General features: G+C 65.8%; 21 protein-coding genes. 11 read left to right on the top strand and 10 right to left on the bottom strand.

Annotation, left to right across the window (positions count from 1 at the left end; genetic code table 11):
- Nucleotides 1-58: 58 nt before the first annotated feature.
- Together F0Q04_RS16865 and F0Q04_RS16860 are read right to left on the bottom strand one after the other, a co-directional pair.
- Nucleotides 59-1,108 carry a FecR domain-containing protein gene (locus F0Q04_RS16865; RefSeq protein WP_182342264.1) on the bottom strand — a complete coding sequence of 350 codons (1,050 nt, stop codon included), beginning with the start codon at nucleotides 1,106-1,108 and terminating at the stop codon, nucleotides 59-61.
- 1 nt (nucleotide 1,109) lies between these two features.
- Nucleotides 1,110-1,637 carry a sigma-70 family RNA polymerase sigma factor gene (locus F0Q04_RS16860; RefSeq protein ID WP_116924256.1) on the bottom strand — a complete coding sequence of 176 codons (528 nt, stop codon included), beginning with the start codon at nucleotides 1,635-1,637 and terminating at the stop codon, nucleotides 1,110-1,112.
- A 57-nt stretch (nucleotides 1,638-1,694) separates the two neighbouring features.
- Here F0Q04_RS16860 and F0Q04_RS24070 point away from each other — a divergent pair, with 57 nt between their 5' ends.
- Together F0Q04_RS24070 and F0Q04_RS24065 are read left to right on the top strand one after the other, a co-directional pair.
- A complete protein-coding gene (locus tag F0Q04_RS24070; protein WP_232539381.1) occupies nucleotides 1,695-2,153 on the top strand; it encodes a FecR family protein in 459 nt (152 codons plus the stop codon).
- 40 nt (nucleotides 2,154-2,193) lie between these two features.
- Nucleotides 2,194-2,517: a hypothetical protein gene (locus F0Q04_RS24065; protein ID WP_232539380.1), complete on the top strand. Its 324-nt coding sequence runs from the start codon at nucleotides 2,194-2,196 to the stop codon at nucleotides 2,515-2,517.
- A gap of 401 nt (nucleotides 2,518-2,918) precedes the next feature.
- Here F0Q04_RS24065 and F0Q04_RS24205 read toward each other — a convergent pair whose 3' ends face one another.
- Complete coding sequence (locus F0Q04_RS24205) at nucleotides 2,919-3,050, bottom strand: hypothetical protein (RefSeq protein WP_260719762.1); 132 nt, start codon at nucleotides 3,048-3,050, stop codon at nucleotides 2,919-2,921.
- 758 nt (nucleotides 3,051-3,808) lie between these two features.
- Between F0Q04_RS24205 and F0Q04_RS16850 the strand changes: the two genes are divergently transcribed.
- The 4 genes from F0Q04_RS16850 to F0Q04_RS24055 all read left to right on the top strand — a co-directional run bounded on the left by F0Q04_RS16850 (nucleotide 3,809) and on the right by F0Q04_RS24055 (nucleotide 5,844).
- Entirely contained in the window at nucleotides 3,809-4,024 is a 216-nt protein-coding gene (locus F0Q04_RS16850; RefSeq protein WP_182342261.1) for a hypothetical protein, read from the top strand.
- A gap of 18 nt (nucleotides 4,025-4,042) precedes the next feature.
- Complete coding sequence (locus F0Q04_RS16845) at nucleotides 4,043-4,210, top strand: hypothetical protein (protein ID WP_182342259.1); 168 nt, start codon at nucleotides 4,043-4,045, stop codon at nucleotides 4,208-4,210.
- Nucleotides 4,211-4,664: 454 nt separating this feature from the next.
- Nucleotides 4,665-5,159, top strand: a complete 495-nt coding sequence (locus tag F0Q04_RS24060) for an STN domain-containing protein (protein WP_232539379.1) — start codon at nucleotides 4,665-4,667, stop codon at nucleotides 5,157-5,159.
- 37 nt (nucleotides 5,160-5,196) lie between these two features.
- On the top strand, nucleotides 5,197-5,844 hold the full coding sequence (locus tag F0Q04_RS24055; protein WP_232539378.1) for a TonB-dependent receptor plug domain-containing protein: 648 nt from the start codon (nucleotides 5,197-5,199) through the stop codon (nucleotides 5,842-5,844).
- Between the two features lie 141 nt (nucleotides 5,845-5,985).
- Here F0Q04_RS24055 and F0Q04_RS16835 read toward each other — a convergent pair whose 3' ends face one another.
- The 7 genes from F0Q04_RS16835 to cobW all read right to left on the bottom strand — a co-directional run bounded on the left by F0Q04_RS16835 (nucleotide 5,986) and on the right by cobW (nucleotide 20,050).
- Nucleotides 5,986-8,658, bottom strand: coding sequence for a sulfite reductase flavoprotein subunit alpha (locus tag F0Q04_RS16835; RefSeq protein ID WP_182342256.1), 2,673 nt, complete (start codon nucleotides 8,656-8,658; stop codon nucleotides 5,986-5,988).
- Nucleotides 8,659-8,700: 42 nt separating this feature from the next.
- Entirely contained in the window at nucleotides 8,701-10,869 is a 2,169-nt protein-coding gene (locus tag F0Q04_RS16830; protein ID WP_182342255.1) for a TonB-dependent siderophore receptor, read from the bottom strand.
- Between the two features lie 91 nt (nucleotides 10,870-10,960).
- Complete coding sequence (locus F0Q04_RS16825) at nucleotides 10,961-13,099, bottom strand: TonB-dependent receptor family protein (protein ID WP_182342253.1); 2,139 nt, start codon at nucleotides 13,097-13,099, stop codon at nucleotides 10,961-10,963.
- A 330-nt stretch (nucleotides 13,100-13,429) separates the two neighbouring features.
- Nucleotides 13,430-13,936, bottom strand: a complete 507-nt coding sequence (locus tag F0Q04_RS16820) for a vWA domain-containing protein (protein WP_182342251.1) — start codon at nucleotides 13,934-13,936, stop codon at nucleotides 13,430-13,432.
- A 131-nt stretch (nucleotides 13,937-14,067) separates the two neighbouring features.
- Nucleotides 14,068-15,168 carry an ATP-binding protein gene (locus F0Q04_RS16815; RefSeq protein WP_182342249.1) on the bottom strand — a complete coding sequence of 367 codons (1,101 nt, stop codon included), beginning with the start codon at nucleotides 15,166-15,168 and terminating at the stop codon, nucleotides 14,068-14,070.
- Nucleotides 15,165-18,974: a cobaltochelatase subunit CobN gene (gene cobN / locus F0Q04_RS16810; RefSeq protein ID WP_182342247.1), complete on the bottom strand. Its 3,810-nt coding sequence runs from the start codon at nucleotides 18,972-18,974 to the stop codon at nucleotides 15,165-15,167. Before cobN ends, F0Q04_RS16815 begins: the two co-directional genes overlap by 4 nt.
- On the bottom strand, nucleotides 18,974-20,050 hold the full coding sequence (gene cobW, locus F0Q04_RS16805; protein WP_182342245.1) for a cobalamin biosynthesis protein CobW: 1,077 nt from the start codon (nucleotides 20,048-20,050) through the stop codon (nucleotides 18,974-18,976). The genes cobN and cobW overlap by 1 nt, the downstream gene beginning before the upstream one ends.
- Nucleotides 20,051-20,712: 662 nt before the next feature.
- Between cobW and F0Q04_RS16800 the strand changes: the two genes are divergently transcribed.
- The 5 genes from F0Q04_RS16800 (at nucleotide 20,713) to arsH (ending at nucleotide 24,001) form a co-directional block, all read left to right on the top strand.
- Complete coding sequence (locus F0Q04_RS16800; RefSeq protein WP_182342243.1) at nucleotides 20,713-21,231, top strand: O-acetyl-ADP-ribose deacetylase; 519 nt, start codon at nucleotides 20,713-20,715, stop codon at nucleotides 21,229-21,231.
- 148 nt (nucleotides 21,232-21,379) lie between these two features.
- Nucleotides 21,380-21,718: an ArsR/SmtB family transcription factor gene (locus tag F0Q04_RS16795; RefSeq protein ID WP_182342241.1), complete on the top strand. Its 339-nt coding sequence runs from the start codon at nucleotides 21,380-21,382 to the stop codon at nucleotides 21,716-21,718.
- Nucleotides 21,719-21,720: 2 nt separating this feature from the next.
- Nucleotides 21,721-22,209, top strand: a complete 489-nt coding sequence (locus tag F0Q04_RS16790) for an arsenate reductase ArsC (RefSeq protein ID WP_116924244.1) — start codon at nucleotides 21,721-21,723, stop codon at nucleotides 22,207-22,209.
- Nucleotides 22,210-22,211: 2 nt separating this feature from the next.
- Entirely contained in the window at nucleotides 22,212-23,285 is a 1,074-nt protein-coding gene (gene arsB / locus F0Q04_RS16785; RefSeq protein ID WP_182342238.1) for an ACR3 family arsenite efflux transporter, read from the top strand.
- On the top strand, nucleotides 23,285-24,001 hold the full coding sequence (gene arsH, locus F0Q04_RS16780) for an arsenical resistance protein ArsH (RefSeq protein ID WP_182342235.1): 717 nt from the start codon (nucleotides 23,285-23,287) through the stop codon (nucleotides 23,999-24,001). Before arsB ends, arsH begins: the two co-directional genes overlap by 1 nt.
- The last annotated feature ends 43 nt before the right edge of the window (nucleotides 24,002-24,044 follow it).

Below are 24,044 nucleotides of genomic sequence, written 5' to 3'. Positions count from 1 at the left end.
GCGGGCTGGGCCAATTGGCCACCTTTTTTTGGAATGCGTTGCGGGGGGGCCTGGCAGATCAGCTTTTATCCACCGTGACCCACCAGCGCGTGCGGGTGGTAATGCGCAGCGGCAAGCTGCGGCTGAGCGCGGCCAACACGCGGTCCGTATCCAGCAGCGGGTAGCTGCCCGATATGCGCAGCGCGGCGGCCTCTGGGGTGCAGTGCAAGCGGCCGGGGCGGTAGCGGGCCAGCTCGGCGATAAAGTCGCCCAGGCGCATATCGTTGGCCACCAGCATGCCCTGGGTCCAGGCCAGGTCGGCAGCGGTGGCGGCGGCCTCGCGCCGCAATTGGTGGGCGGCGATGCGGCCTTGCTCGCCTGCAGCCAGGCGCAGGGTCTGGCTCGTATCGTTGCGCAATTGCAGCTCTACCTGGCCTTCTTGCACCTGCACCAGCGTGTCGTCCGCGTACTGGCGTACGCTAAAGCGCGTGCCAATGGCACGGGCCCAGCCCTGGCTGCTGCGCACACGCAAGGGGCGGGCCTGGCCGGTCGCAGGGTCGGGGCTGGGGTCGGCAGCGCTCTCGATCTGGATCTCCCCGGCGCGCAGCACAATCAGCCGCTCGCTGCTGCTGTAGCGCAAGTCCACGGCCGTAGCGGTATTGAGCAGCAGTCGCGTGCCATCGGCCAAAACCGTGCGCTGCTGCTCACCGGTGGCGGTTGAAAGATCGGCGCTGGCGCTGAGCCAGGCCTGTTCACCCAGCGGGCTGTGGCCCAGGGCCAGCAGGCCGCCGGCACCGGCGCCCAGCATCACCGCCAGGCGCACCGCGTGGCGGCGCGACAGCGCGGGGGAGGCGAGGGTCTGCACTGCCACTGCCGTGGGCACGCCACGCAACTGGCCATCGATCTGCGCCATGCGCTGCCAGGCCTGGGCATGGAGCGGGTCGGCATCGAGCCAGCTTTGCCACTGCTGGCGCTTGCGGCGGGCAGCGGCGCTGTCGCCGGGCTCCAGATCGAGCAGCCAGCGCACGGCGGCTTGGGCAACGGCGGGGGGGATGGCAGCGGGCAGCGCGCCTGGCATGGCCTGCGCGCCTAGCGGCAGGCCGCTGGGCAGGGGATCGGGCGCGGCCATCTCAGGGCTGGTCCGCAAAATAGCAGCGCTCGGCCGCTGCGGCCAGGTGGCGGCGCACGCTGGTGCGCGATATGCCCAGCTGCTGGGCAATCTCTTCTTGTGTCAGGTCCTCCAGCCGCCACAGCAAAAAGGCCTTGCGGGCGACCACGGGCAGGCCGCCGAGCAGGCGGTCAATGGCGACCAGGGTCTCGAGCACCATCAGCTGTGCGTCGGGCGGCGGGGCCACCGGCTCGGGCAGCAGCGCAAGCGCATCGAGGTAGGCGCGCTCGATCTGGCGGCGGCGCAGGTGGTTGGACAGCAGGCGCTGCGCAATGGTGGTGAGGTAGGCGCGCGGCTCCAGCAGTGCCTGGAGTTGCGGGCGCTGGGTGCCCAGCACCCGCACAAAGGTGTTTTGCGCCAGATCGGCCGCATCCCAGGCGCAGCCGAGCTTGCGCCGCAGCCGGGCGACCAGCCAGCTGTGGTGCGCCTCGTACAGGGCATGCACCGGGTCGACAGAGGGTGAGGGCGGAATGCCGGGGCCTGGGTGCATGGTGTGGGAAGTGAGGCGATGAGAATGGTTCTTATTATATGTAAACAGTAGTCAAATATGGATAATGCGATTCATTCGCGTTATTGCATTGCGCCATTGCTGCACCATCGCTGCGATCCCTGTCTGGCCGCTGCCGTGCTGGCGCTGGTGGGCGGCGGTTGGCTGGGCTGGTCGCACTGGCGCAGCCAGCCGCTGTTTAGCGAGCACTACGCCACCGTGCGTGGCCAAGCGCTGCAGGTGCGGCTGCCCGATGGCTCGCAGATGCTGCTCGACGCCGCATCGCAGGCGCAGGTGCAGCTGTTCCGGGGCCGGCGCGAAGTGCGCTTGCTCGAGGGCCAGGCGCTGTTCCATGCCAGTGCCGATGCGCAGCGCCCGTTTGAGGTGCGGGCGGGGCACACGCTGGTAACGGTGCTGGGCACCAGATTCTCGGTACGCCATACCCGCGCCGGGCTGGATGCGGGCCAGACGGTGGTCGAGGTCGAATCAGGCCGGGTGCGGGTGGGCGCAAGCGGGTGACGTTGACAAGGGCGGCCAGACCCTGGCCGGGCCGGCAGCGGTGGAGCTGGTCGCCGGCCAGCGGGTGACCGCGCAGGCCGAGGGCAGTCTGGCAGCGCCGCAGACCTTGGCAGTGGGCAATGTCGCTGCCTGGCGCAATGGTCGGGTGAATTTTCAGGACGCACCGCTGGCGCAGGCACTGGCCGAGTTTGAGCGCTATGGCGATACCCGCCTGGTGGTGCGCGACCCGGCCGTCGCTGCGATGCGCATGGGCGGCAGCTTTAAGCTGCGCGAGGCGACCAGCTTTGCCCAGGCGCTGCCGCTGCTGCTGCCGGTGCGGCTCAAGACCGAGGGCGGGGTGACGGAGATTGTGAAGGCGCGTTGAGGTGGGAGCGCAGGGCTAGCTTGCAAGGCCATGGGCTGGTTCCGCGGCAACAGAACAAGCGGTACCGTGGTTTTCTCAAGCATGGCCAACATGCGATCGGCACCGCCCCCCAAGGCGCCTCACTTCAGTTCGACCGTGCGGGCGTCCGGTGGGCCGCCACCCGGTGGACCCCCACCCGATGGACCGCCACCTGGCGGGCTTGCCCCATCGCATGTTGGCGATCCAGGTCGCAGGCGCTGCCAACCATTGTCTCGGCCTTCCCGCGCGGCATGCAGCGCGCGCGAAGCGTTGAAAAATTCGCCATAGGTGACGGCAAGGTGCGCTGCGCAGACATGGAAAAAGCCCACCGAGGTGGGCTTTGAGCGCGATCTACATCGCAGCTGGGGTTGCTGCAACCGTGGTCACTTGGGCTGGGTGTTGGGTTGCTTGCTGTCCTGCTGCTTCTGGCCAGGATTTTGTTGTTCCTGCTGACCAGGTTTTTTTTGGTCTTGGCCCGGTTGCTTCTGGCCCGAGTTGGGTTGTTGCTGAGACATGGTGATTCCTTCAATCAAATGGTTGACAAGGTGCTTCTGTCGCTAGCGGGAGCGCCTCTCGTTTTCAGTGTTTTGACGATGCATTGCACTGGTCATCAGTGTGGGTGGTCCAGTTCTCTCCAGACGTAGGACGGTGAGGCTCTTACATCGTGATTTGTACACGCCACATCTGTCACAACAAAAGGGGGGTGAGCGATGTTATTTCCTGCGGCGTGCTGTTTAAGGCCATTAAAAGGAGTAGCTTGTTTACAGGCGACTCAACCTGAATTGCCCTTATGAGACCGGAGGTCTATATGTTTTCACTTGTCCGTCACCAGCGAAACATGGAATTTTGGCGTGATATGCGCAACTTCTTTCTGTTGCCGCAGGACCCATTTTCCTCGTTGTCGGTGGAAGTAAAAAGCCCACAAAAACAGCAGCCAAAAGACGAGCGCGCTCGGAGCAAAAAACGCAAGTAGGCCTGCTTGTCGTTTCAGAAATCGCCATTGAGGCGGTTTTGATGTCCGAGCAATCGGCGAGCACCCTGGCGAAAACGGGGTAAATCAAAGCACCGCTAGTCGGTGCTTTGTTTTTTGCGGCAATCCCCGCCCCGGCGGGCGGGGGCACTGCCGGCAAAGACCTGAGCTGTGTCGCAGATACCGGGACGGCCCCTTCGCTTCAAACGTAAGTGTTTGCTGTTTGCGGTTTAAGGTCTTTAAAAGCGGTAGTGTGGCAATAGGCGATCCATCCTGATTAGCCACCATAGACCGGAGGTCTATATGTCTTTTATAGATAAAACCATTTTCAATATACGCGCAAGAACGCAAGTGCCTGTTGCCGACGTAGATAGCCGTGATGCCTCTGATGACGACTACATATTCCACCAGCCCTTTCGCACCATGGCTGAGCCGCCAGAGCCATTGACCAAAAAAATCTATATCACCAAAGTCGTGCGCCTTTTGCAGCAGGCGGCTGTCAATAAGCCAGCGGCCTGATCACTGAAGGAGATCACTATGTTTGTATTTCCACTGTGGGTTAAGGGGTCATTTTGGTCCAGCTTGAAAAGCTGGGCTTTTCCATGGATACCCATTCCGCTGCCGATCGAGAAAGCAGAAACGCATCTGCATACGCAAAATGTGCAAGAGCAGGAGCAAGAACAAAAAATTAACCGAGATGCCTAAGCTTTCAGAAATGGTGTTCGCGAGCCATGAATGGCAAGCCATTTGAACCTCACCCCATAGGTTGGCCCGCTCTGACTTGATGGGGTGCTTCTTTTGCGCGAAGTATGACTTTTAGCATCGCTTGCATACATCAAAAGCCGGTGAGGGCGGGGCCAGAATGCATCCACGGTGCTGCCTGACCTACCGCTCGCTTCGGCCAATCCGCCTGCCCGCCAGCCTGCGTAGCCACACACTCCTGGGCTTTGAGCGTGCATACCGTGCGCATATCTGCAAGGTCGATGAGAACCTGCAGACCTCAAGGCGCTGCCGCCCCACAAAAAATAATCCAAATTTTTTCCCGACCGACCTGAGGGTTCTGCCCACCCGTGCGACTCCATGGGTAGTGCTGGCTATTTCCAGGCAGTTGGAGACCTTGTTTATGCGGCAGTCGCGCAGTGTTTTTGCACCCCGGGCCTTGGCCCTGTCTTTGTTCGTGGCGGAGGCCATTCCCGCTGGGGCGCAGGCCCAGGCCGATGCCCCGGCCCAGGTGGCCATTGCCGCCCAGCCTTTGGGGCAGGCGCTCCATACCTTGGCCCAGCAAACGGGGCTGCAGCTGTTGTATGCCCCGGCCGTGGTGGCGGGCAAGCAGGGGCCGGCGGTATCGGGCAGCATGGCGCCACGCCAGGCGCTGGCGCAATTGCTGGCAGGCAGTGGCTTGGTGGTGGTGCCCCAGGGGCGGGCCCTGGTGATCAAACCGGCCGAGGCGGCCGTGCCGCAGAGCGGGGCCGAGACCACGTTGGTGCCGGTGACAGTGCAGGCCGATGCGCTGCGCGAGAGCGCCTCGGGGCCCGTGGGCGGTTTGGTGGCCCGGCGCAGTGCGACGGCGACCAAGACCGATACGCCGCTGTCGGAGACGCCCATGTCGGTGACGGTGGTGCCGCGCGAGCAGATCGTGGCCCCGGGGCGCTGATTCGCTGGACCAGGCGCTAGAGTACTCGGCGGGCATCATGCCGCTGCAGGGCGGGGCGATGCGCCATATCGGCACGGGCTTTACCGTGCGCGGCTTCAATGTGACCGGGGCGGCGCCACTGTACCTGAACGGCGCGCGCTTTCCCATCAACTCGCTGAGCGGGGCGGTGGAGCCCTATGCCTATGAGCGGGTGGAGGTGCTCAAGGGCCCGGCCTCGATCCTCTATGGGCAGGCAGCGCCGGGCGGCGTCTTCAACCTGGTGAGCAAGCGCCCCACCGATGCGCCGCTGCGCGAGGTGGAGCTGGAGCTGGGCAGCTGGAACAAGAAGCAGATCGCGGCCGATGTGAGCGACCAACTGACCGAGGACGGGCGCATGCGCTACCGTCTGACCGCGCTGGCGCGCGATGCGGACGGCATGATCGACGAGATGCGCAATGACCGCCTGTCGCTGCCGGGCCTGAGCCTGGGCGCCGGTGTGCGCCATGTCGGCTGGCAAGAGATAGACCGCATGCGCATGCCCACCTACACCTTGCTGGATGCTGCTGTGCGCTACCAGTACCAGCAGTGGCAGTTGGCGTTGAATGTGAAGAACCTGGCCAACAAGACCTACCTGTCGGCCTGCACCGGCGTCTGCCTGTACGGCGATGCGCGCAATGTGACGTTGACGGCGCGGGTGAATTGGTAAATGGGAGGAGGGCAGCGGCGCGGGCATGGCGCTGCTGCAGCTGCCGACTGCTGTAGCCCCAGCCCAAAGACAAAAGGCGTGGACCCGAGGGTACCACGCCTTTTTTATCGCTGCCACCGCCCATCTGCTGCGGCATCTGCTTCAGTACACATCGCGCCGGTACCGCCCCTCGTCGATCAAGGCGTTCAGCCCTTCTTCGCCGAGCAGCTCGGTCAGCGCCTCATCCACACCGGTGGCCATGCCGTCATAGCTGCCGCAGACGTAGATGACGGCGCCCCGGGCCAGCCAGGCCTGGAGCGGCTCGGCGGCGGCACGCAAAGCATCTTGCACATAGCGGTGCGGGCCTTGGCCGGGGGCCAGGTTGCTGGCATCGCGGGCGTCGCGCGAGTAGGCGTAGTCGGCGCGTGCGATCTGGCCATGGGCCTGCCAGACGCAGATCTCGTCTTCGGCATAGGAGTCGTGCGCGCGGCGGCGTTCACCAAAGATCAGCCAGTTGTCAAACTGGCCCTGGGCGATGCGCTGGCACAGATGGCCGCGCAGGCCGGCGTAACCCGAGCCATTGCCCATAAAGATGGCGGGCCGCGCATCACCGACCAGCGGCGCAAAGCCGGGGTTGTCGACCAGGCGCAGTGCAATGCTGCTGCCCAGCGCCGCATGTGCGGTGAGCCAGCCCGAGGCCAAGCCCAGCTGCGGAGCGGCGCCTGGCTGCTCGCGCAGCGTTTGGCGTACATAGAGGCGCATGCGGCCATCGGTGGGCAACGAGGCCAGCGAGTAGCTGCGCGGGGCGAGCGGGTGGAGCTGGTCGGCCACGGCCTGGGCCGATGTGGCGGGGGCCGAGAGCGTGGGCAGCTCGCAGGCGCTCAGTGCATCGCGCAAGCTGCTGGCGCTGCCGCGCCACTGCACGGCGGCGCTGCCATCGAGCTGATGCGCCTGCAGCCAGGCATCGACCTGGGCGGGCGCCTGCTGGGCCTTGACCTCGACCAGGCCACCGGCCTGCCACTGCAGCGCTTGCTCAGGCGCAAAGCCCAGCTCCACCTGGTAGAGCGGCTGGCCGCTGCTGCCGGGGTTGAGGTGGTGGCGGCTGAGCAACTGAGCGGGTGCAAAGACGGCGTCGGGTGCGTCGGAATCGGCCACGCTGGCAGCGGTGTTGACTGCCACAGTGGCGGGTTCCGCGTTCACGCCCCAGTGCGCAGCCAGTGCCTTCAGCCAGGCTTGCCATGCGGCGTCGTCCTCGGCATCCATGGTGATGGGGGCAAACACGGGCTGGGCCCCCAGGCGCTCGAGCTGCGCGGCCAGCGCCAGGCCAAAGCCGCAGAACTGGCCGTACTGGCGGTCACCCAGCGCCAGCATGCCAAAGCGCTGGTGGGCCAGCGGCGTGCCTTGCGTTTGCTGCAACAGGCGCGCCAGGCGGCGGGCGCTGTCGGGCGGCTGGCCTTCGCCAAAGGTGCTGGCCACCCACAGCAGCTGCCTATGCGGCTGCAGCTGGACCATATCCAGGCTGGCGGCGGGCAGCAGCTGTGCGGCCAGGCCCGCGCTGCGCAGGCGCGCGACGGTGCGCACCGCCAGCTGCTGGGCATGGCCGGCCTGGCTGGCGTAGACCACGGCCATGCTGGCGCCGGTGTTGGCGCCCCTAGTTGGTCCTGCCTGCGGGCCATCGCCCGCCAGCAGCGCGCGCTGGGCCTTGGCGGCGGCGCGGGAGCTGCGGCGCCTCTCCAGGTAGAGCAGCCAGCCGGTAATCGCAAACAGCGGCATCATCAGTGCCGCGACGGTGACGATGATGCGGCCCGTCAGCCCAAAATAGGTGCCGGTGTGCAGCGGGTAGATGGCAGCCAGCGCGCGGCGGCCGGCGGGCAGATCGGCAAAGCGGTCGTCGCGCTGCACGCTGCCATCGAGGCTCAGGCTGAGCTGGTTGCGCGCGCGGTCATGCGGGGCGCCGGCGCCCCACCAGCTGAACTGCACAGGCTGGTCGGCGCGCTGGGGCAGGCGCATTTGCGCAAACTGCCAGCCGCTGGCCAGCTGTGTAAAGCCTTGCCAGGCGGGCTCAAGGCTAGCGGGCTCGATCTGCAGCGGCGGCGCCTTGCGGGCGGCTTCTTGCGCGGCCGATTGCTCGGCCCGGGCCGCTGCGCGGGAGGGCGCGCCCATCCAGCGGTCCACGGGCGCGCGCACCGCATCAAAGGCCCAGTACATGCCGGTCAGGGTCAGCATCACATAGACGACCAGCACCCAGGTGCCAGCCACCGAGTGCAGGCCCCACAAAAACGGCCGGCCCTTGCGCCGCACATTGAAGGTGAGCCAGCTGCGCCAGGACAGCGGCTTGGCTGGCCAGCGCAGGTACAAGCCCGAGAGCGACAGCAGCAGCAGGCACAGCGAGAGGCTGCCCGTTATCGGCTTGCCATCGTCGCGCGGCAGCAGCAGCCAGCGGTGCAGGCGCTCGTTCCATTCAAAGAACTCGCGGCCGCTTTGCGCTGGCAGCTGGGCGCCGGTGTAGGGGTGGAGGTAGACGCTCTGGCCCCGGCGCTCACCTTTTTCGGGCGCAAAGGCCAACTGGGCGCTGCGCCCGGGCTCGGCATACAAGGTGATGCGGTCGATACGGCGCTGCTCACCGCTGGCCCGCACTGCCGCCAGCAACTGGGGCGGTGTCAGCGCCGGGCTTGGCTGCACCGGCACGCTGGCGGTCCCCGGGTTGGCCCAGTCCAGCACCTCGTCCTGGAAGGAATAGGTGGCGCCGGTGAGGCCAATGACGATCAGCACGGTGCCCGCAGTGATGCCGATCAGCCAATGGATCTGGAACCAGATATTTTTAAAACTCCACATGCTTGTCTTTGTTGTCTTTTGATACTGTCGGACTGCTCAAGCTTAAAAATCCACGACCGCGCGCAGCACGGCCTGGCGGCGCTCGCCCAGCGACACATAGATGGGGCTGCCCGAGGAGCTGACATAGTTCTTGTCGAACAGGTTCTTGATGTTGAGCTGCAGCTTGACCATGCGGCCGCTCCAGGGGCGCTCCCAGCTGACAAAGCTGTCGGCCACGGTGTAGCCCGCGTTGTTGAAGCTGTTGGCGGCATCGCCCGCGCGGCGGCCCACATGGCGCAGGCCGGCGCCGGCACGCCAGCGGCCACTGCTGCTGGCTGCAAAATCATAGGCGGCAAAGAGCGAGGCGGTATGGCGGGCCACATTGGCCAGGCGGTTGTCCTGGTATTGCGGGTCGTCGGTCACCGCGGCATCGGTGTAGGCATAGGTGCCAATCAGCTGCCACTGCTTGCCCAGGCGGCCAGCGGCATCGATCTCCAAACCGCGCGAGCGGGCACCGCCTACGGCGCGCGCATAGCTTTGGCCGTCGATGGTCTCGTTCACCACCACATTGCGCTTGCGGATGTCGTAGAGCGCAGCGGTCGCGGTGATGCCAGCCGGTGACTCCCACTTGGTGCCCAGCTCCCAGGCCTTGGCAGTCTCGGGCGGCAGGGTGCCGATGACGCTGCCAATGCTGCTTTGCGGCTTGAAGGATTCGCTGTAGCTGCCGTAGATGGACCATTCGGTACTGGGCTGCCAGACCAGGCCTGCGCGCGGCACGAACTTGCTGCCGTCCGATTCACTGCCCACCACAAAGGGGCGGCCCTTGCCCGCGATCTGGTCGTAGTGCTGCCAACGCCCGGCCAGCTGCAGCAGCCACTGGGGCGAGAGGCGGATCGAATCCTGCGCAAACAGCGCCTGCTGGCGGATCTTGTCGCTCTGGGCGCTTTGCGCCTCGTCGATCGTGGTGGCGTTGGGCAGGTTGCCGTAGACCGGGTCGTAGACATTGAAGCCGCCGCTGTTGCTGCCCCGGATGATGTCGCGGCGGAAGATATTGCTGTCTTCGGCGTCGAACCCGGCCAGGATCTCATGCGTCATGCCGCCCGCCTGCAGCTTGCCTTCCAGGTTGATCTGGCCGACATGCTGCTGGCTCAATGCCCCGCGCGTGCCATCGGGCCGGCGCGTGAGGATGCCGGTCGTGGGGTTGAGCGACACCGGCCGGGCCTGGTAGTCGTCATAGCGGTTGCGGTTGTAGCTGTAGGCGGCGTTGAGCTTCCACTGGCTATTGAGGCTGTGCTGGGCCTGCACGGTGAAAAAATCCGAATCGCCCAAGGTGCGGTTGTAGGCCTCGTCCAGGCGCTCGCGGCGGTCGATGGCCACAGGCCGGCCGGTGCGGCTGTCGATCACGGTGCCCCGGTCAAAGGGCTGCTCGTAGTCGGTGTGTTCATAGGACATGCGCACATAGGTGTCGCGCCCATACCAGGCCAGCGACGGGGCGATGACGGTCTGGCGGTTCTTGCCAAAGTTGCGCCAGTAGTCGACATCGCTGGTATCGGCGATGAAGCGGTAGGCCAGGCCCTGCTCGCCGATGGGGCCTGTCAGATCGAGCGAGGCACCGCCGCCGCCATAGCTCGACAGCGAGGCGCCCACCTGGCCGGCAAAGCTGAGCTGGGGCTTTTTGGTGACCATATTGATCACGCCGCCCGGGTCCATTGTGCCGTAGAGCACCGAGCTGGGGCCCTTGAGCACCTCGACCCGCTCGGTCGTGAAGGTGAGGTTGCGCGCCAGCACGGTGCGGATGCCATCGCGCAGGATGGAGCCATCGCGGTTGAAGCCAAAGCCGCGCTTGATCACCGCATCCTGCGTGCCGCCCAGGGTATTGGCCTGGGTGATGCCGCTGACGTTGTAGAGCGCCTCGTCGATGGAGCGCACCTGCTGGTCCTGCAGCACCTGGGCGGGCACCACGGCAATGGCCTGGGGCACATCGCGCAGCGCGGCATCGCTGCGGGTGGCGGTGGTGGCGCGCTTGGGCTGGTAGCCCACTTCCTGCGCTTTTTCTTGCACGATGACCTGGGGCAGCACGGCTTCAGCGGCCGGAGCGGTGGTGGCGCTGGTGGCCGTATCCGACGCGGTTTGTGCCACGGCGGGCCAGGCGGCAATCGCCAGCGCGATGCTGCTCAGGCAGGTCAGCGGGTGGAAGGGGGCGGAGCGGGCGGTGGTGCGAGAAGGGGTCATCAGAGGGTCACAAAACAGGCGAAGCCATCGGCAAAAAAGACCCGCATCAGGTGTTGCGGGTCTTGTGTTACGAAGGCGGGTAATAGGTGGATCAGAACGCGTAGCGGCCCTGGACGTAGAAGGTGCGCGGCGCGCCCACCATGCGGCCGGGGTTGCCGTCGACATTGCGCGTGTAGTAGCGGTGGTCGGCGATGTTGTTCACGCCGACCATGATTTCGCTGCCCTTGTACTGCGGCACCTTCCAGCTGACCTGGGCGTTCCACAGGCGAAAGCCGGGGATGCGGCCCGCATTGGCATTGGCCGATTCGGCCTCGGTGTTGGCCAGGTCCGAGTACTGCTTGCTCTGGTGCGTGCTCGACAGGTTAAAGCCCCAGGCATCGCGCTCATAGCGCACGCCGACGGTGTCGGTGTTGCGCGCGTAGAAAGGCACATCGAGCCCGGCGGTGGTGCCGGATTTCTGGATCGCCTTGGTGTAGGTGTAGTTGCCATACACGGTGGTGCCTGCCAGAGCGCTGGCCTTGTCAAAGCTGTACTCCAGCGCCAGCTCCAGGCCCTGGTGCTTGGTGGCACCAATATTGGCAAAGGTGACGGGCACGACGCCAGGCGTCTGCAGAATCTGGTTGTCAAAGCGCAGGTCAAACACCGTGGCCTCGGCGCGCCACTGCTTGTCTTGCCAGCGGGCACCGAGCTCCTTGGTCTTGGCCACTTCGGGGCGCAGTGGGTTGGCCGCCGTTTGCGAGTTCAGCTGGATGTTCTGCACCGGGCCGAACGAGGTGGTGTAGTTGGCAAACAGCGTGAGGGCCGGGTTGACCAGGTAGGACACGCTGACCGAGGGCAGCCACTTGTTGTTGCGCGTGTCAAAGCTTTGCGCGCCACTCCGGTCATCGCGCTCGGATTGGATGTGCTCAAAGCGCACGCCCGGGGTGATGCGCCAGGCGCCGATGGCGATGCGGTCGTCGATATAACCGGCATGGGCATCGGTGGCATTGTCGAACGAGGTGGTGGCGCCCATCACGTTGGTGGACAGGTTCAGCAGGCTGCTGTTGTCGTCACCGCGCTCGCGGATATAGCGGTAGCCCACGGTCACATCGTGGGTGCTGCTGCCCAGCGCAAAACGCTGGGTGTAGCGCGGCTCGATGCCCAGGGTCTGGTAGTTGCGCGGCTGGTAGTTGATCTGGGTCTGCGCGGCATTGATCAGGCGGCTCGAGCGCGCGCTGTCGTTGTAGTAGGCGCGGATCTCGAACTCCTGCGTGTCCGAGATGGTGTTGATATAGCCCAGGTCCAGGCCCTTGCGCTCGCCGTCCCAGCTATCGGTGGGGCGGGTGTTCTGGAAGGGGTTGGCGTTGTACTGGGCGACCGTGAGGCCCCCGGGCGTGTTGGAGCGCACATCGTAGTATGACAGCTTGCCGTAGACCTCGGAGCTGCCCGACAGCGCGTAGCGGAACTTCAGCGCCACGTCGTTCAAACGCTCATCGCTGTCCTTGCGCCATTCGGAGCCCGTCATGCCCGAGTACAGCAGCGCCCAGCCCAGGCCGTTGTCCAGCTGCGAGCCCAGGAAAGTGCTGTAGAGCGTGTTGTTCTCTCCGCCCTTGCCAAAGCCGTTGTAGCGCAGGGTCACGTCGCCGGTGATGTCCTTGCTGGTGGGGATGGCGCGGGTGTTGAAGTTGATGATGCCGCCGACGTTTTGCGGGCCGTAGCGCACCGCGCCGCCGCTGCGCACCACATCGATGGATTCGATATTGGCCAGGCTCACCGGCGCAAACGACAGCTGGGGCTGGCCGTAGGGCGCCACGGCCAGCGGCACGCCATCGAGCAGCACGGTCGAGCGCGGCGAGTAGCGGCCGGTCAGACCGCGCACCCCGATATTGAGCGACACCGCGCTGCCGGCGGTGCCGGAGTTGTCGCTGCTTTGCACGCCGGGGATGCGGCGCATCACATCGCCAATGCTCGACGCACCGCTGTTCTCGATCACGTCCTTGTCGACGATGGTGCGAGCCCCGGCAAAGGTCTTGAGCTGGTTTTGCAGACCGCTGCCCAGCAGATCGCCCGAGACCTGGATGGTCTCCAGGGTGCTCTCTGCCACTGGCGCGTCATCGGCAGCTGGCGCGGCTGCCGTCTGGGCCAGCGCGCTGGCCGCTGGCGCCAGGCTGATCAGGACGGCTGCTGTGATCTGGCTCAGGGCCGGGCGGGTGCCCGATGGCTTGCGCGAAGTGCGGGTGGATGCGGACATGGTGAGGGCAGCAAAAAACGAGGCGGGCACAGCACAACGGCGCCGGTCAGGGGCGCCGCAGCGTGGTTGGCCAGGGGATGAGTGTTAGGAATGAGAACGAATTGTATTTAAAAGCGTGGCGGCTCCTGCAGCTATCGCAGCGCCTGCGGCCTAAAAAGCGGTGATCCAGTGTGAATACCTACTTGTAGGGTGTGTATGTATGTTGCTTTGGGGCAACTACGCGGGGCATCTCCCTACTCGTAGCAGGGTGCCGGGCAGCGCTGGGATGGGGAAACCGCACTGCATCAAACTTGCGTTTAAGCCCGCCATCAGATGGCGGCGGCAGCTGGCTTATGCGGACATCCAATCGGCCTGCCAGCGCGCTGCCAGGCGCTGGCTCAGTTGCAAGGGCAGGCCGACCCGGTCAAAACCGACGACGGTGATCTGCTCGGCGCAGCGGGGGCGCTCGGGCAGTTGCGCAAAGCGGCCATCGGTCAGCAGCCAGACACCGGCATGCACGGGGCCCTGGCGGCGGGCGCGCTGCAGCAGGCGCTCGAGCAAGGCAATGGCGCTGGCCAAAGGGCTGCCGCCGCCGCCGCCAATGGGCCGGATCCAGCCCTCGTTCCAGGCCTGGGCCTTGGCCCCTGCCTGGATCACATAGGCGCTGTCGCCGCTAAAGCCCAGCACGCAGAGCCGGTCGCGCTGGCGGTAGGCCTGGTCGGCCAAGGCCTGCAGGTAGCCCTTGGCGCGGGCGAGTTGCTGGCTGCGCAGCATGGAGGCCGAGGTATCAAGCAGCACGCAGTGCATGAGCTGCGCGCCGGCGGGCTGCTTGCGGTAGCGCAGGTGCGGGCGCGCCAAGGGGGCCTGGCCTTTGGCGGCCAGGCTGCGGGGCCAGTCAATGCGCTGGCTGGCCGTTGCCAGCAGGCGCCCGGCACGCTGCGTGCTCTGCGCGCGCCCCAGCTTGGCCTTGCCGGCCAGGCTGGGGCGCGTCAGGCTTTTTTTGCGGTAAAGGGCCGCAGGGCCTTGACGGGCTCGATACCGGTATGGCGCGGCGCGGCCATGCCGCCCCAGCCATCGGGCTGGTTGCGCTCGGCGTTGGGGCTGCTGCTGGCGGTGTCGGCATGGCCGTTTTGGGGCTTGGTCTGTGCCTGGTTTGGCTGTTGCCGCTGCGGTTGTTGATGTAGGTCTTGTTGATCGTTGGCCTGGCCACTGGGCGATGGTGGCTGCGCGGCATCGGCATTGCGGCGGTGGGCCAGCGCCAGCTCGGCCACGGCCTGCACATCGGCCAGGCTGACCTCGGCATGGCCCGCCAGCGCGGCCTGGGCGCGCGCGGCGCGCAGCATCACCAGGTCGGCGCGCACGCCTTCGGCGCCCGATTGCTGGCACAGCTGCGCCACGGCATCCAAGATGGCCTCGGGCCAGGGCACCTGGGCCAGGTGTTCGCGCGCGGCCACAATCTGCTGGCGCAGCTGGGCTTGGGCCTGTTCATAGCGGGCGCAGAACTGGGCCGGGTCCGCATCAAAGGCCATGCGGGCGCGCACAATGCGCTTGCGCGTGTCCACATCAGGCACATTGGGCAGGCGCACAAACAGGCCAAAGCGGTCGAGCAGCTGCGGGCGCAGCTGGCCTTCTTCGGGGTTCATCGTGCCGATCAGTGCAATGCGCGCGGCATGCTGGTGCGAGACGCCATCGCGCTCGATGCGGTTGGTGCCGCTGGCGCTGACATCGAGCAGCAAGTCCACCAGGCCATCGGGCAGCAGGTTGACCTCGTCCACATACAGGATGCCCTGGTGCGCCTGGGCCAACAGGCCGGGGCGGAACTGCACCGCAGAGGACTGCAGGGCAGCTTCCAGATCGAGTGAGCCTTGCAGTTGCTCCTCGGTGGTGCCCAGCGGCAGATTGACAAAATGGCCGCTGGGCAGCAGCGCAGCCAGCGCGCGGGCACTGGTGGATTTGGCGGTGCCGCGCGGGCCTTCCACCAGCACGCCGCCCAGCTGCGGATCGACGGCCAAGAGCAGCAAAGCCTGCTGCAGCGCAGCCTGGCCCTCAATGGCGCTGAAGGGAAAGTGCAGATCGTTGGCGGTGCTCATCGCATCTCCAGCAGGTGTTCGGTCTCGAGCAAATGGGTCTCCAGCAATTGGGGGTAGTCGCCAGGCGCTTGCCACAGGCCGCGCTGTATGGCTTCGAGCAGGCGCTCACACATGCCGTGGAAGGCCTGCGGATTGTGCTGCTGCATAAAGGCGCGCGTGGTGTCATCGGCGACAAAGGCATCGGTCACGCGGGCGTATTGGTCGTCGCGCACCACACGGGCCGTGGCATCAAAGGCAAAGAGGTAGTCCACGGTCGCGGCAATCTCGAACGCGCCCTTGTAGCCATGGCGCTGCACGCCCTCGATCCACTTGGGGTTGGTGGCGCGCGCGCGCACCACGCGGCTGATCTCTTCTTGCAGGCTGCGCATGCGCGGCGAATCAGGGTTGCTGTGGTCGCCAAAGTACAGGGCCGGTTGCTGGCCGCTGTAGTGGCGCACGGCAGCGGCCATGCCGCCCTGGAACTGGTAGTAGTCGCCCGAGTCGAGCACATCGTGCTCGCGGTTGTCCTGGTTGTGCGGCACCAGCTGCATCTCAGACAGGCGCCGCACAAAGGTCTCGGGCACCTGGCTGCCATCGTCGTGCTGGCCGTAGGCATAGGCGCCCCAGTTGCGGTAGGCGGTGGCCAGGTCTTCGTCGCTTTGCCACTGGCCGCTGTCGATCAGGCCCTGCAGGCCGGCGCCATAGCTGCCGGGCTTGGCGCCAAACACGCGCAGGCCCGCCTGGTGGCGCGCCTCCTTGGCATTCATCCCTTGCTGTTGCAGCTGCGCGGCCTCGGCCAGCACGCGGGCGCGGATCGGGTTTTGCGCGGCGTCCTCGTCGTCGAGCGCCGCCACCTTTTGTACCGCGGCATCAAACAGGCGGATCACATTGCTGAATGCATCCCGAAAAAAGCCCGAGACGCGCAAGGTCACATCGACCCGGGGCCGCCCCAGCACATGCAGCGGCAGCACCTCAAAATCGCTGACGCGCCAGCTGCCATCGGCCCAGGTGGGGCGCACGCCCATCAGCGCAAAGGCCTGCGAGATATCGTCGCCACCAGTGCGCATCGTCGCCGTGCCCCACACAGACAGGCCAATGGTGACGGGGTACTCGCCATGCTCTTGCGTGTAGCGCTCGACCAGCAACTGGGCAGATTTGAATCCCATGCCCCAGCTGGTTTGCGTGGGGATGGCCCGGGTATCGACCGAGAAGAAATTGCGGCCGGTGGGCAGCACATCGGGCCGGCCGCGCGTGGGCGCGCCGCTCGGGCCCGCCGGCACAAAGCGGCCCGCCAGGCCGCGCAGCAGCTGCAGCAGCTCTTGCGGGCCACAGGCAGCCAGGCGCGGGCGCAGATCCTGCTGCACGCGGGCCAGCACGGCCTGGGTGTGGCCTTCTAAGAGTTCGGCAAGTTCAGGAGGCAGCGCTGCACCGGGTACCAGGATTTGCAAGGCCAGCAGCTCCAGCCGCTCGCGCGTGTCGCCGTGGTGGCGCCAGGGCTGCTCGTGCAGATCTTGCAGCAATGCGGGGCGCGGGCCGGTCCAGGGCTCGGCCCAGTTGGCATCGAGTGGGTCAAAGTCCAGGCCCAGATCACGGGCGATGGCGCGCACCAGGCTTTGGTTGGCGCCCTTGCCACCACCGACGGGGTGGCGCGCCAAGGCGAGCAGGGTGTCCATCTCCAGCCGGCCGGCGGGCGAGACGCCGAAGATATGCAGGCCGTCGCGGATCTGGCTTTCCTTGAGCTCACACAGGTAGGCATCGGTGCGGTTGAGCAGCTGCTGCTCTTCCTCGTCGCTGGCGGGGGCCTGCAGGCCCAGGTCCTGGTGCAGGTCGTGCTGCACGATGTGGGCAAGGATCTGCTGGCGCAGGATTTGCGCGCGCTTGTGGTCCAGGGTGGCGGCCTCGTAGTACTCGTCCACCATGCGCTCCAGATCGCGCGTGGGCCCATAGCTCTCGGCGCGGGTGAGCGGGGGCATCAGGTGGTCAATGATCACGGCCTGGGCGCGGCGCTTGGCCTGCGTGCCTTCGCCGGGGTCATTGACGATAAAGGGGTAGAGGTGGGGCAGGGGGCCCAGCACCAGATCGGGCCAGCAGTTGGCCGACAGCGCGACGCTCTTGCCGGGCAGCCATTCGAGGTTGCCGTGCTTGCCCACATGCACCATCGCATCGGCCTGCCACTGGCTGCGCAGCCAGTGGTAGAAGGCCAGGTAGTAGTGCGGCGGCACGAGATCCGGGTCATGGTAGGCAGCCAGTGCATCGAGCTGGTAGCCGCGTGCCGGCTGCACGCCGACAAAGATCTGGCCCAGGCGCAGCCCTGCCACCATAAAGCGGCCGTCGCGCAGCATCGGGTCTTGTGCGGGCGCGCCCCAGCGCGCGGTGATGGCCTGCTGATTTTCGGCGGGCAGGCTGTCAAAGTACTGCAGGTAGTCGGCCAGGCTCAGGCTTTGCCAGGCGGCGCGTGTGGCCCAGGAGTCGGGCGCATTGGTGATGCCTTGCTGCAAAAGATCCATCAGCGCCTGGCTGTCTGCGGGCATGGCATCGACGGCATAGCCGTCTGCCGCCAGCGCGCGCAGGATCTCGATGACCGACGCTGGTGTATCGAGCCCCACGCCATTGCCAATGCGGCCTTCGCTGCTGGGGTAGTTGGCCAGCACCAGCGCCAGGCGCTTGTCGGCATTGGGCTTGCGGCGCAGCTGGCACCAGCGCTGGGCGAGTTCGACCACAAAGCCCATGCGCTCGGGGTGGGCCTGGTACTGCACCACATCGGACTGGGTCAGATCGCTGCGGTGTGACAGGCCCTTGAAGCTGATCGCCCGCGTGATGATGCGGCCATCGACCTCAGGCATCGCCACATGCATCGCAATATCGCGCGGCTGCAGGCCGTGGGTGCTGTCCAGCCAGGTCTGCTCGTTGCTGCCCGACAGGATCAGCTGCAGCACGGGGATGTCGCCGGCCAGTGCATGGTCGCCGGGCGTATCGAGCGAGGCCTGCGAGAACGCGGTGGTGTTGAGGATCAGCGCCACGTCTTCGCTGGCGCACAGCGCCTGCAAGGCCGCCAGGCACCCAGCGTCCTTGAGCGACTGCAAGGCCAGCGGCAGCGGGTTCATGCCCTTGGCGAGCAGGGCCTGGCACAGGTCGGCAAACACCTGGGTGTTGCCCGACTGCAGATGCGCCTTGTAGAACAGCAGCATGACCACCGGCGCGCCGGGCTGCCACTGCAGCGGGCCGGGTTGCTGCCAGGTGGCGACCGTGGCCTCGTCGCTCGCTGGGTGGTAGACGGCCACCGCCGGCAAGGGGCGCGGGGGCAGCGCCGCATGCGGGCCGCCCAAGAGGCCATGCCAGACAAAGCGGAACAGCTCGCGCGCATTGGCCAGGCCGCCTTCGCGCAGGTAGCGCCACAAGCTGCGGCAGTCTTGCTGCGCCACCGTGCTTTTTTGCAGCAGGTTCAGGTCTTCACTGCTGTCGCCCGAGAACATGGCCAGCGCAATCTTGTGGGCACGGCACAGCGCCATGACGCGCTCGGTGCCATAGGGCCAGTAGCTCTCGCCGCCCAGGTGGTCGATGATGATGACTTTGGCATGCTGCAGCACCTCATCGGAATACAGATCGACCGATGCGGGCTGGCGCAGGTACATCAGATTGGCCAGCCGGACGCTGGGCAGTTGCTCGCCATCCATGCCGGCCCGCAGCTGCTCATAGGCTTGCGCCAGCAGGGCCAAGGTGGTGTCTGCGGCGCTCAGGATCACGATGTCGGCCGGGCTTTGGCCCAGGCTGGAGACAAAGGCCTCGTCGTCGACAAAACCACCGGGCTGGACCGCGAGCAAATGCATCAGAGCGCTCCGACCGGGCTGGCAGCGAGCTGGGCGCGGATGGCCGCCTCGTCCAGGTCATGGCCGATAAAGACCAGGTGGCTTGCGCGCTTTTCATCGGCGCGCCATGGGCGGTCAAAGTAGCTGTCAAAGCGCTTGCCCACGCCATGCACCACCAGGCGCATCGGCTTGCCGGGCAGGGCCACAAAGCCCTTGATGCGGTAGACGGTCTGCTGCGCCACGACCTCGGCCAGCTGGGCCAGCAGCGCTTCGCGCTCCACCTCGCCCAGCTGCACGACGACCGAGTCGAAATCGTCATGGTCGTGCTCGTCATGCACATGGCCGGCTTCGTGCTCGTGGTGGCCCTTGCGCGATTCGATGCTCTCTTCAGACGCGCTGGACAGGCCCAGCACCACATCCAGGTCGATGCGGCCATGGTCGGCAGCGACGATCTTGACGGCGGGTGGAATGTCTTCGCGCACCAGGGCCTCGACGGCCGCGCGGTCGGCGGCGCTGGCCTGGTCAAGCTTGCTCAGCACCACCAGGTCGGCGGAGATGAGCTGGTCTTCAAACAGCTCATGCAGCGGCGACTCGTGGTCGAGGTTGGGGTCCTGCTTGCGCTGCAGATCGACGGCGGCGGGGTTGGCGGCAAACTGGCCGGCCGCAGCGGCGGGCACATCGACCACGGTGATCACCGCATCGACCGTACAGGCGTTCTTGATCTCGGGCCAGTTGAAGGCCTGCACCAGGGGCTTGGGCAGGGCCAGGCCGCTGGTCTCGATAAGGATATGGTCGATATCGTCCCGGCGCTCGATGAGCTTGCGCATCACGGGGTAGAACTCTTCCTGCACGGTGCAGCACATGCAGCCATTGGCCAGTTCATAGAGCTGGCCGGCCTGCTCGCTATTCTCGTCATCGCAGCCAATGCCGCAGCCGCGCAGGATCTCGCCATCGATGCCCAGCTCGCCAAACTCATTGACGATCACCGCAATGCGGCGGCCGTTGGCGTTGGACAGGATATGGCGCAGCAAGGTGGTCTTGCCGCTGCCCAGAAAGCCGGTGACGATGGTGGCTGGAATCTTCTGGCTGGTGCGCATGGGGGATGTCTCCAAATAAAAAGGGGAGGGCTGCCGGGCAAGCCTGCGGCGGGGCCGGTGGGCGCAGTGCGCGGGGCAGTCTGAAACAAAAAGGGGGGAGGCGGGGCGGGGGCAAGGGCCGGCGCTGGACGAGTGCTGGCCGCCTAGCGGCCGCATCCCGCCAACGGCCAGGCCAGGCCTGTGCGCCACAGCGCAGGGTGCAAGGGCAGCGCCAAGCGGCGGCTGGGGGCAGGTGTCTGCATGGGAACTCCAGGAAAAGCGCGTCCTAGGCAAACCAGCGGGCGGATACCGGTTGTAGCTGGTTCGGGGGTGGCTTGGCACAAAGGTCTGACTTGGCAGCGCAAGGCGCGGGGCGAGCCCGGGGCCTGCGGCAGCGATACAGTGGCGCGACCGTGCCGGATTGTCACCGGCTTCTTTGCGAACAAGTGCGGGCCATTCTACTGCGTCCGCGGGCTTGGCTGGGGGCGCCGGCATGGTGGGTGGCATGGCTTCTCGCTGATCTGGGACACCGATTGGCGCGAGTCTTCAGCAAGCCCTTGTTGATGGCTATCAAAGAGGCTTGTCCTGTTGCAAAGCCTGCCAGCGCAGTCTGCGATGATGCGTTGGCACCGCTGCCCGCCCTTTGCAGGGGCCTTGTTTGTCCACCATTGAGCTGTTCGCCCATGTCCACACGTCTGCACGCCGTCCAATCCGATATCACCCAACTCCATGTGGGAGCGATCGTGAACGCCGCCAACTCGTCGCTGCTGGGCGGTGGTGGTGTGGATGGTGCCATCCACCGTGCAGCAGGCCCGGACCTGGTACATGAATGCAGGCTGTTGGGTGGTTGCAAAACAGGGGATGCCAAGCTGACCCAGGCCTACCGGCTGCATGCGGACTACATCATCCACACCGTGGGGCCCGTGTGGCGAGGCGGAAACAAGGGCGAGCCGGAGCTGCTGGCTGCTTGCTACCGGCGCTGTATGGCGCTGGCTGAGGAGAAGTCGGTGGCATCCATCGCTTTTCCCAGCATCAGCACGGGCATCTTTGGCTATCCCATGGCGTTGGCTGTTCAGTTGGCAGTGCGCACGGTTCGAGAGAGCTTGTCTGCACACACCCCCATTGAAGAGGTGGTCTTCTGCTGCTTTTCCCAAGCGGATCTGCTTGCGTATGAAGCGGTCTTGAACGCACCCACGGCCTGATTCATGGGCCAGCCGGCTCTATCTGCTCGATACCCCGTGACCCAACCTCGCTACCGGCTGCCAGGGCTCCATGGGCTTTTCGGGCGCGTTGCTGGCAAACACTAATTTTTTCGGTGCTTTATTTCAATATTTCAAGTATCATTGAAATATGAATGAAGACCATGTCATCAAATCCCTGGCTGCCCTTGCCCACCACGTCCGCTTGCAGGTGTTTCGTGCGCTGGTGGTGGCCGGGGCTGACGGGCTCACGCCCTCGGTGCTGGTGGAGGCGCTGGGCGTTGCGGCCACGGCGCTGTCTTTTCACCTCAAGGAGCTGGTCCATGCGGGCCTGGTCACGCAGGAGCGCGTGAGCCGCAACCTGGTCTACCGCGCAGACTTTGCGCGCATGGATGGCGTTCTGCGCTATTTGACCGAGAACTGCTGCGCGGGCGCCCGCTGCGAGGTGACAGCTCCCCAGTGCTGCCCTGCCAGCGACAAAGGCTGCTGACGATGACCACCCATGTTTTGGTGCTGTGCACCCACAATTCGGCCCGCAGCGTGCTGGCCGAGGCCATGTTCAACCACTGGGCGCAGACACTGGGCATCGATGCCAAAGCCTTCAGCGCCGGCGCTGCACCCAGTGGCCGTGTCCACCCGCAGGCGCTGGCGGCGTTGCGTGCTGCAGGCGTGGACACATCGGCGCTGTCGAGCAAGAGCATGGACCGGTTTGCGCAGCCCGGCGTGCCAGAGATGCGCGTGGTCATCACCGTTTGCGACAGCGCCGCTGCCCAGCCTTGTCCCTTGTGGCCGGGCGCGCCGGTGCGTGCCCATTGGAGCTACCCGGACCCTTCCGAGGCTCCCAGCGTGGAGCAAGCCCAGCGTTTTGAGCTCACCCGCCAGGCGCTGGCCTACCGCATGCTGCAGCTGTTGCAATTGCCGTTTGACAAGCTGGGCAACCAGGCGCTGCAAGCGGCTGTGCAACGGATTGCGGAGTCTTGAACATGCCCGTGACTGAGACCAAGCCGGTGATCGGTGGGTTTGAGCGCTACCTCACGCTCTGGGTGCTGCTGTGCATCTGCGCTGGCGTGGGCCTGGGTTATGCCGTGCCGGGCCTGACCGAGGCCGTGGCTGCGATGGAGGTGGCCAAGGTGAACCTGCCGGTGGGTGTGCTCATCTGGGTGATGGTGATTCCCATGCTGCTCAAGATTGACTTTTCTGCGCTGTCGCAGCTGCGCCGCCATGCCCGTGGCATAGGGGTGACCTTGTTCATCAACTGGGGCCTCAAGCCGTTTTCGATGGCCTTGCTGGCCTGGCTGTTTTTGCGCCATGTGTTTGTGCAGTGGCTCGATCCTGCGCAGATCGACAGCTATGTCGCCGGTTTGATTTTGCTCGCCGCAGCGCCATGCACGGCGATGGTCTTTGTCTGGAGCCAGCTGTGCAAGGGGGACCCGTACTTCACGCTGTCGCAGGTGGCCTTGAACGACGCCATCATGCTGGTGGCCTTTGCGCCGATCGTGGCCTTGCTGCTGGGCATCTCCTCGATCACGGTGCCCTGGGACACCTTGCTGGTTTCGGTCGTGCTCTACATCCTGGTGCCGGTGGCGCTGGCCCAGATGCTGCGCAAATACCTGCTCAGGCGCGGCAGCCAGGCACTGGGCCGGGCGGCCGAGTTGATGGGGCCGGTGTCCATCCTGGCCTTGCTCGCCACGCTGGTGCTGCTGTTTGCGTTCCAGGGCCAGTCGATCCTGGCGCAGCCCTTGGTGATTGCGCTCTTGGCCGTGCCCATCCTGGTGCAAGTGATGCTCAATGCCGGGCTGGCGTACTGGCTCAACCAGAAGCTGGGGGTGGCCCATTGCGTGGCCGGGCCCTCGGCGCTGATTGGCGCCAGCAACTTCTTTGAACTGGCCGTCGCCACCGCGATCAGCCTGTTTGGCCTGAACTCGGGCGCAGCACTGGCCACCGTGGTCGGTGTGCTGATCGAGGTGCCGGTGATGCTGGCCGTCGTGGCCGTTGTCAACCGATCCAAGCGCTGGTATGAAAATGCCCTGCCAGCTGCATCCACCCAAGGACACTGATGTCTGCTGATGCCATCTCCCGCCATATCGACGCCCGCAGCTTCCAGGCCCCTGGCCCGCAGCAGCTGCAGCCTCGCCAGTTGTCTGCCCATGCTCCCCGCATTCTGATGCTGTATGGCTCGCTGCGTGAGCGCTCCTACAGCCGGCTCCTGACCCAGGAGGCAGCCCGGCTGCTGGAAGGCATGGGGGCCGAGGTCCGCATCTACGACCCCGACGGCTTGCCGCAGCCCGATAGCGTGCCGGAGGACCACCCCAAGGTGGCGGAGCTGCGCGCGCTGGTGCGGTGGTGCGAAGGCATGGTCTGGACGTCACCGGAGCGCCACGGCGCGATGACCGGCATCATGAAGACCCAGGTGGACTGGATACCGCTGTCCGAAGGCGCTGTGCGGCCCACGCAAGGAAAGACGCTGGCGGTTATGCAGGTGAGCGGGGGCTCGCAGTCCTTCAATGCCGTGAACCAGCTGCGCATTCTGGGCCGCTGGATGCGCCTGTTGACCATTCCCAACCAAAGCTCGGTCGCCAAGGCCTACCAGGAGTTTGATGACGAGGGGCGCATGAAGCCATCGCCTTTTTATGACCGTGTGGTGGATGTGATGGAGGAGCTGCTGAAGTTCACCCTGCTGACCAGGGATATCGCGCCCTATCTGGTGGACCGCTACAGCGAGCGCAAGGAGGAGCGTGCAAAGATGCATGCCCAGACCTTGGCGAGCCTGTGAGCGCTGCGCGGGATACGAAAGGGGCGACACAGTCCAGAGGGCC

The organism is Comamonas koreensis, assembly GCF_014076495.1.
Taxonomy (GTDB): domain Bacteria; phylum Pseudomonadota; class Gammaproteobacteria; order Burkholderiales; family Burkholderiaceae_C; genus Comamonas; species Comamonas squillarum.
Note: the sequence above shows the minus strand (reverse complement) of the source record. Positions and strands in the feature narration are given on the sequence as shown.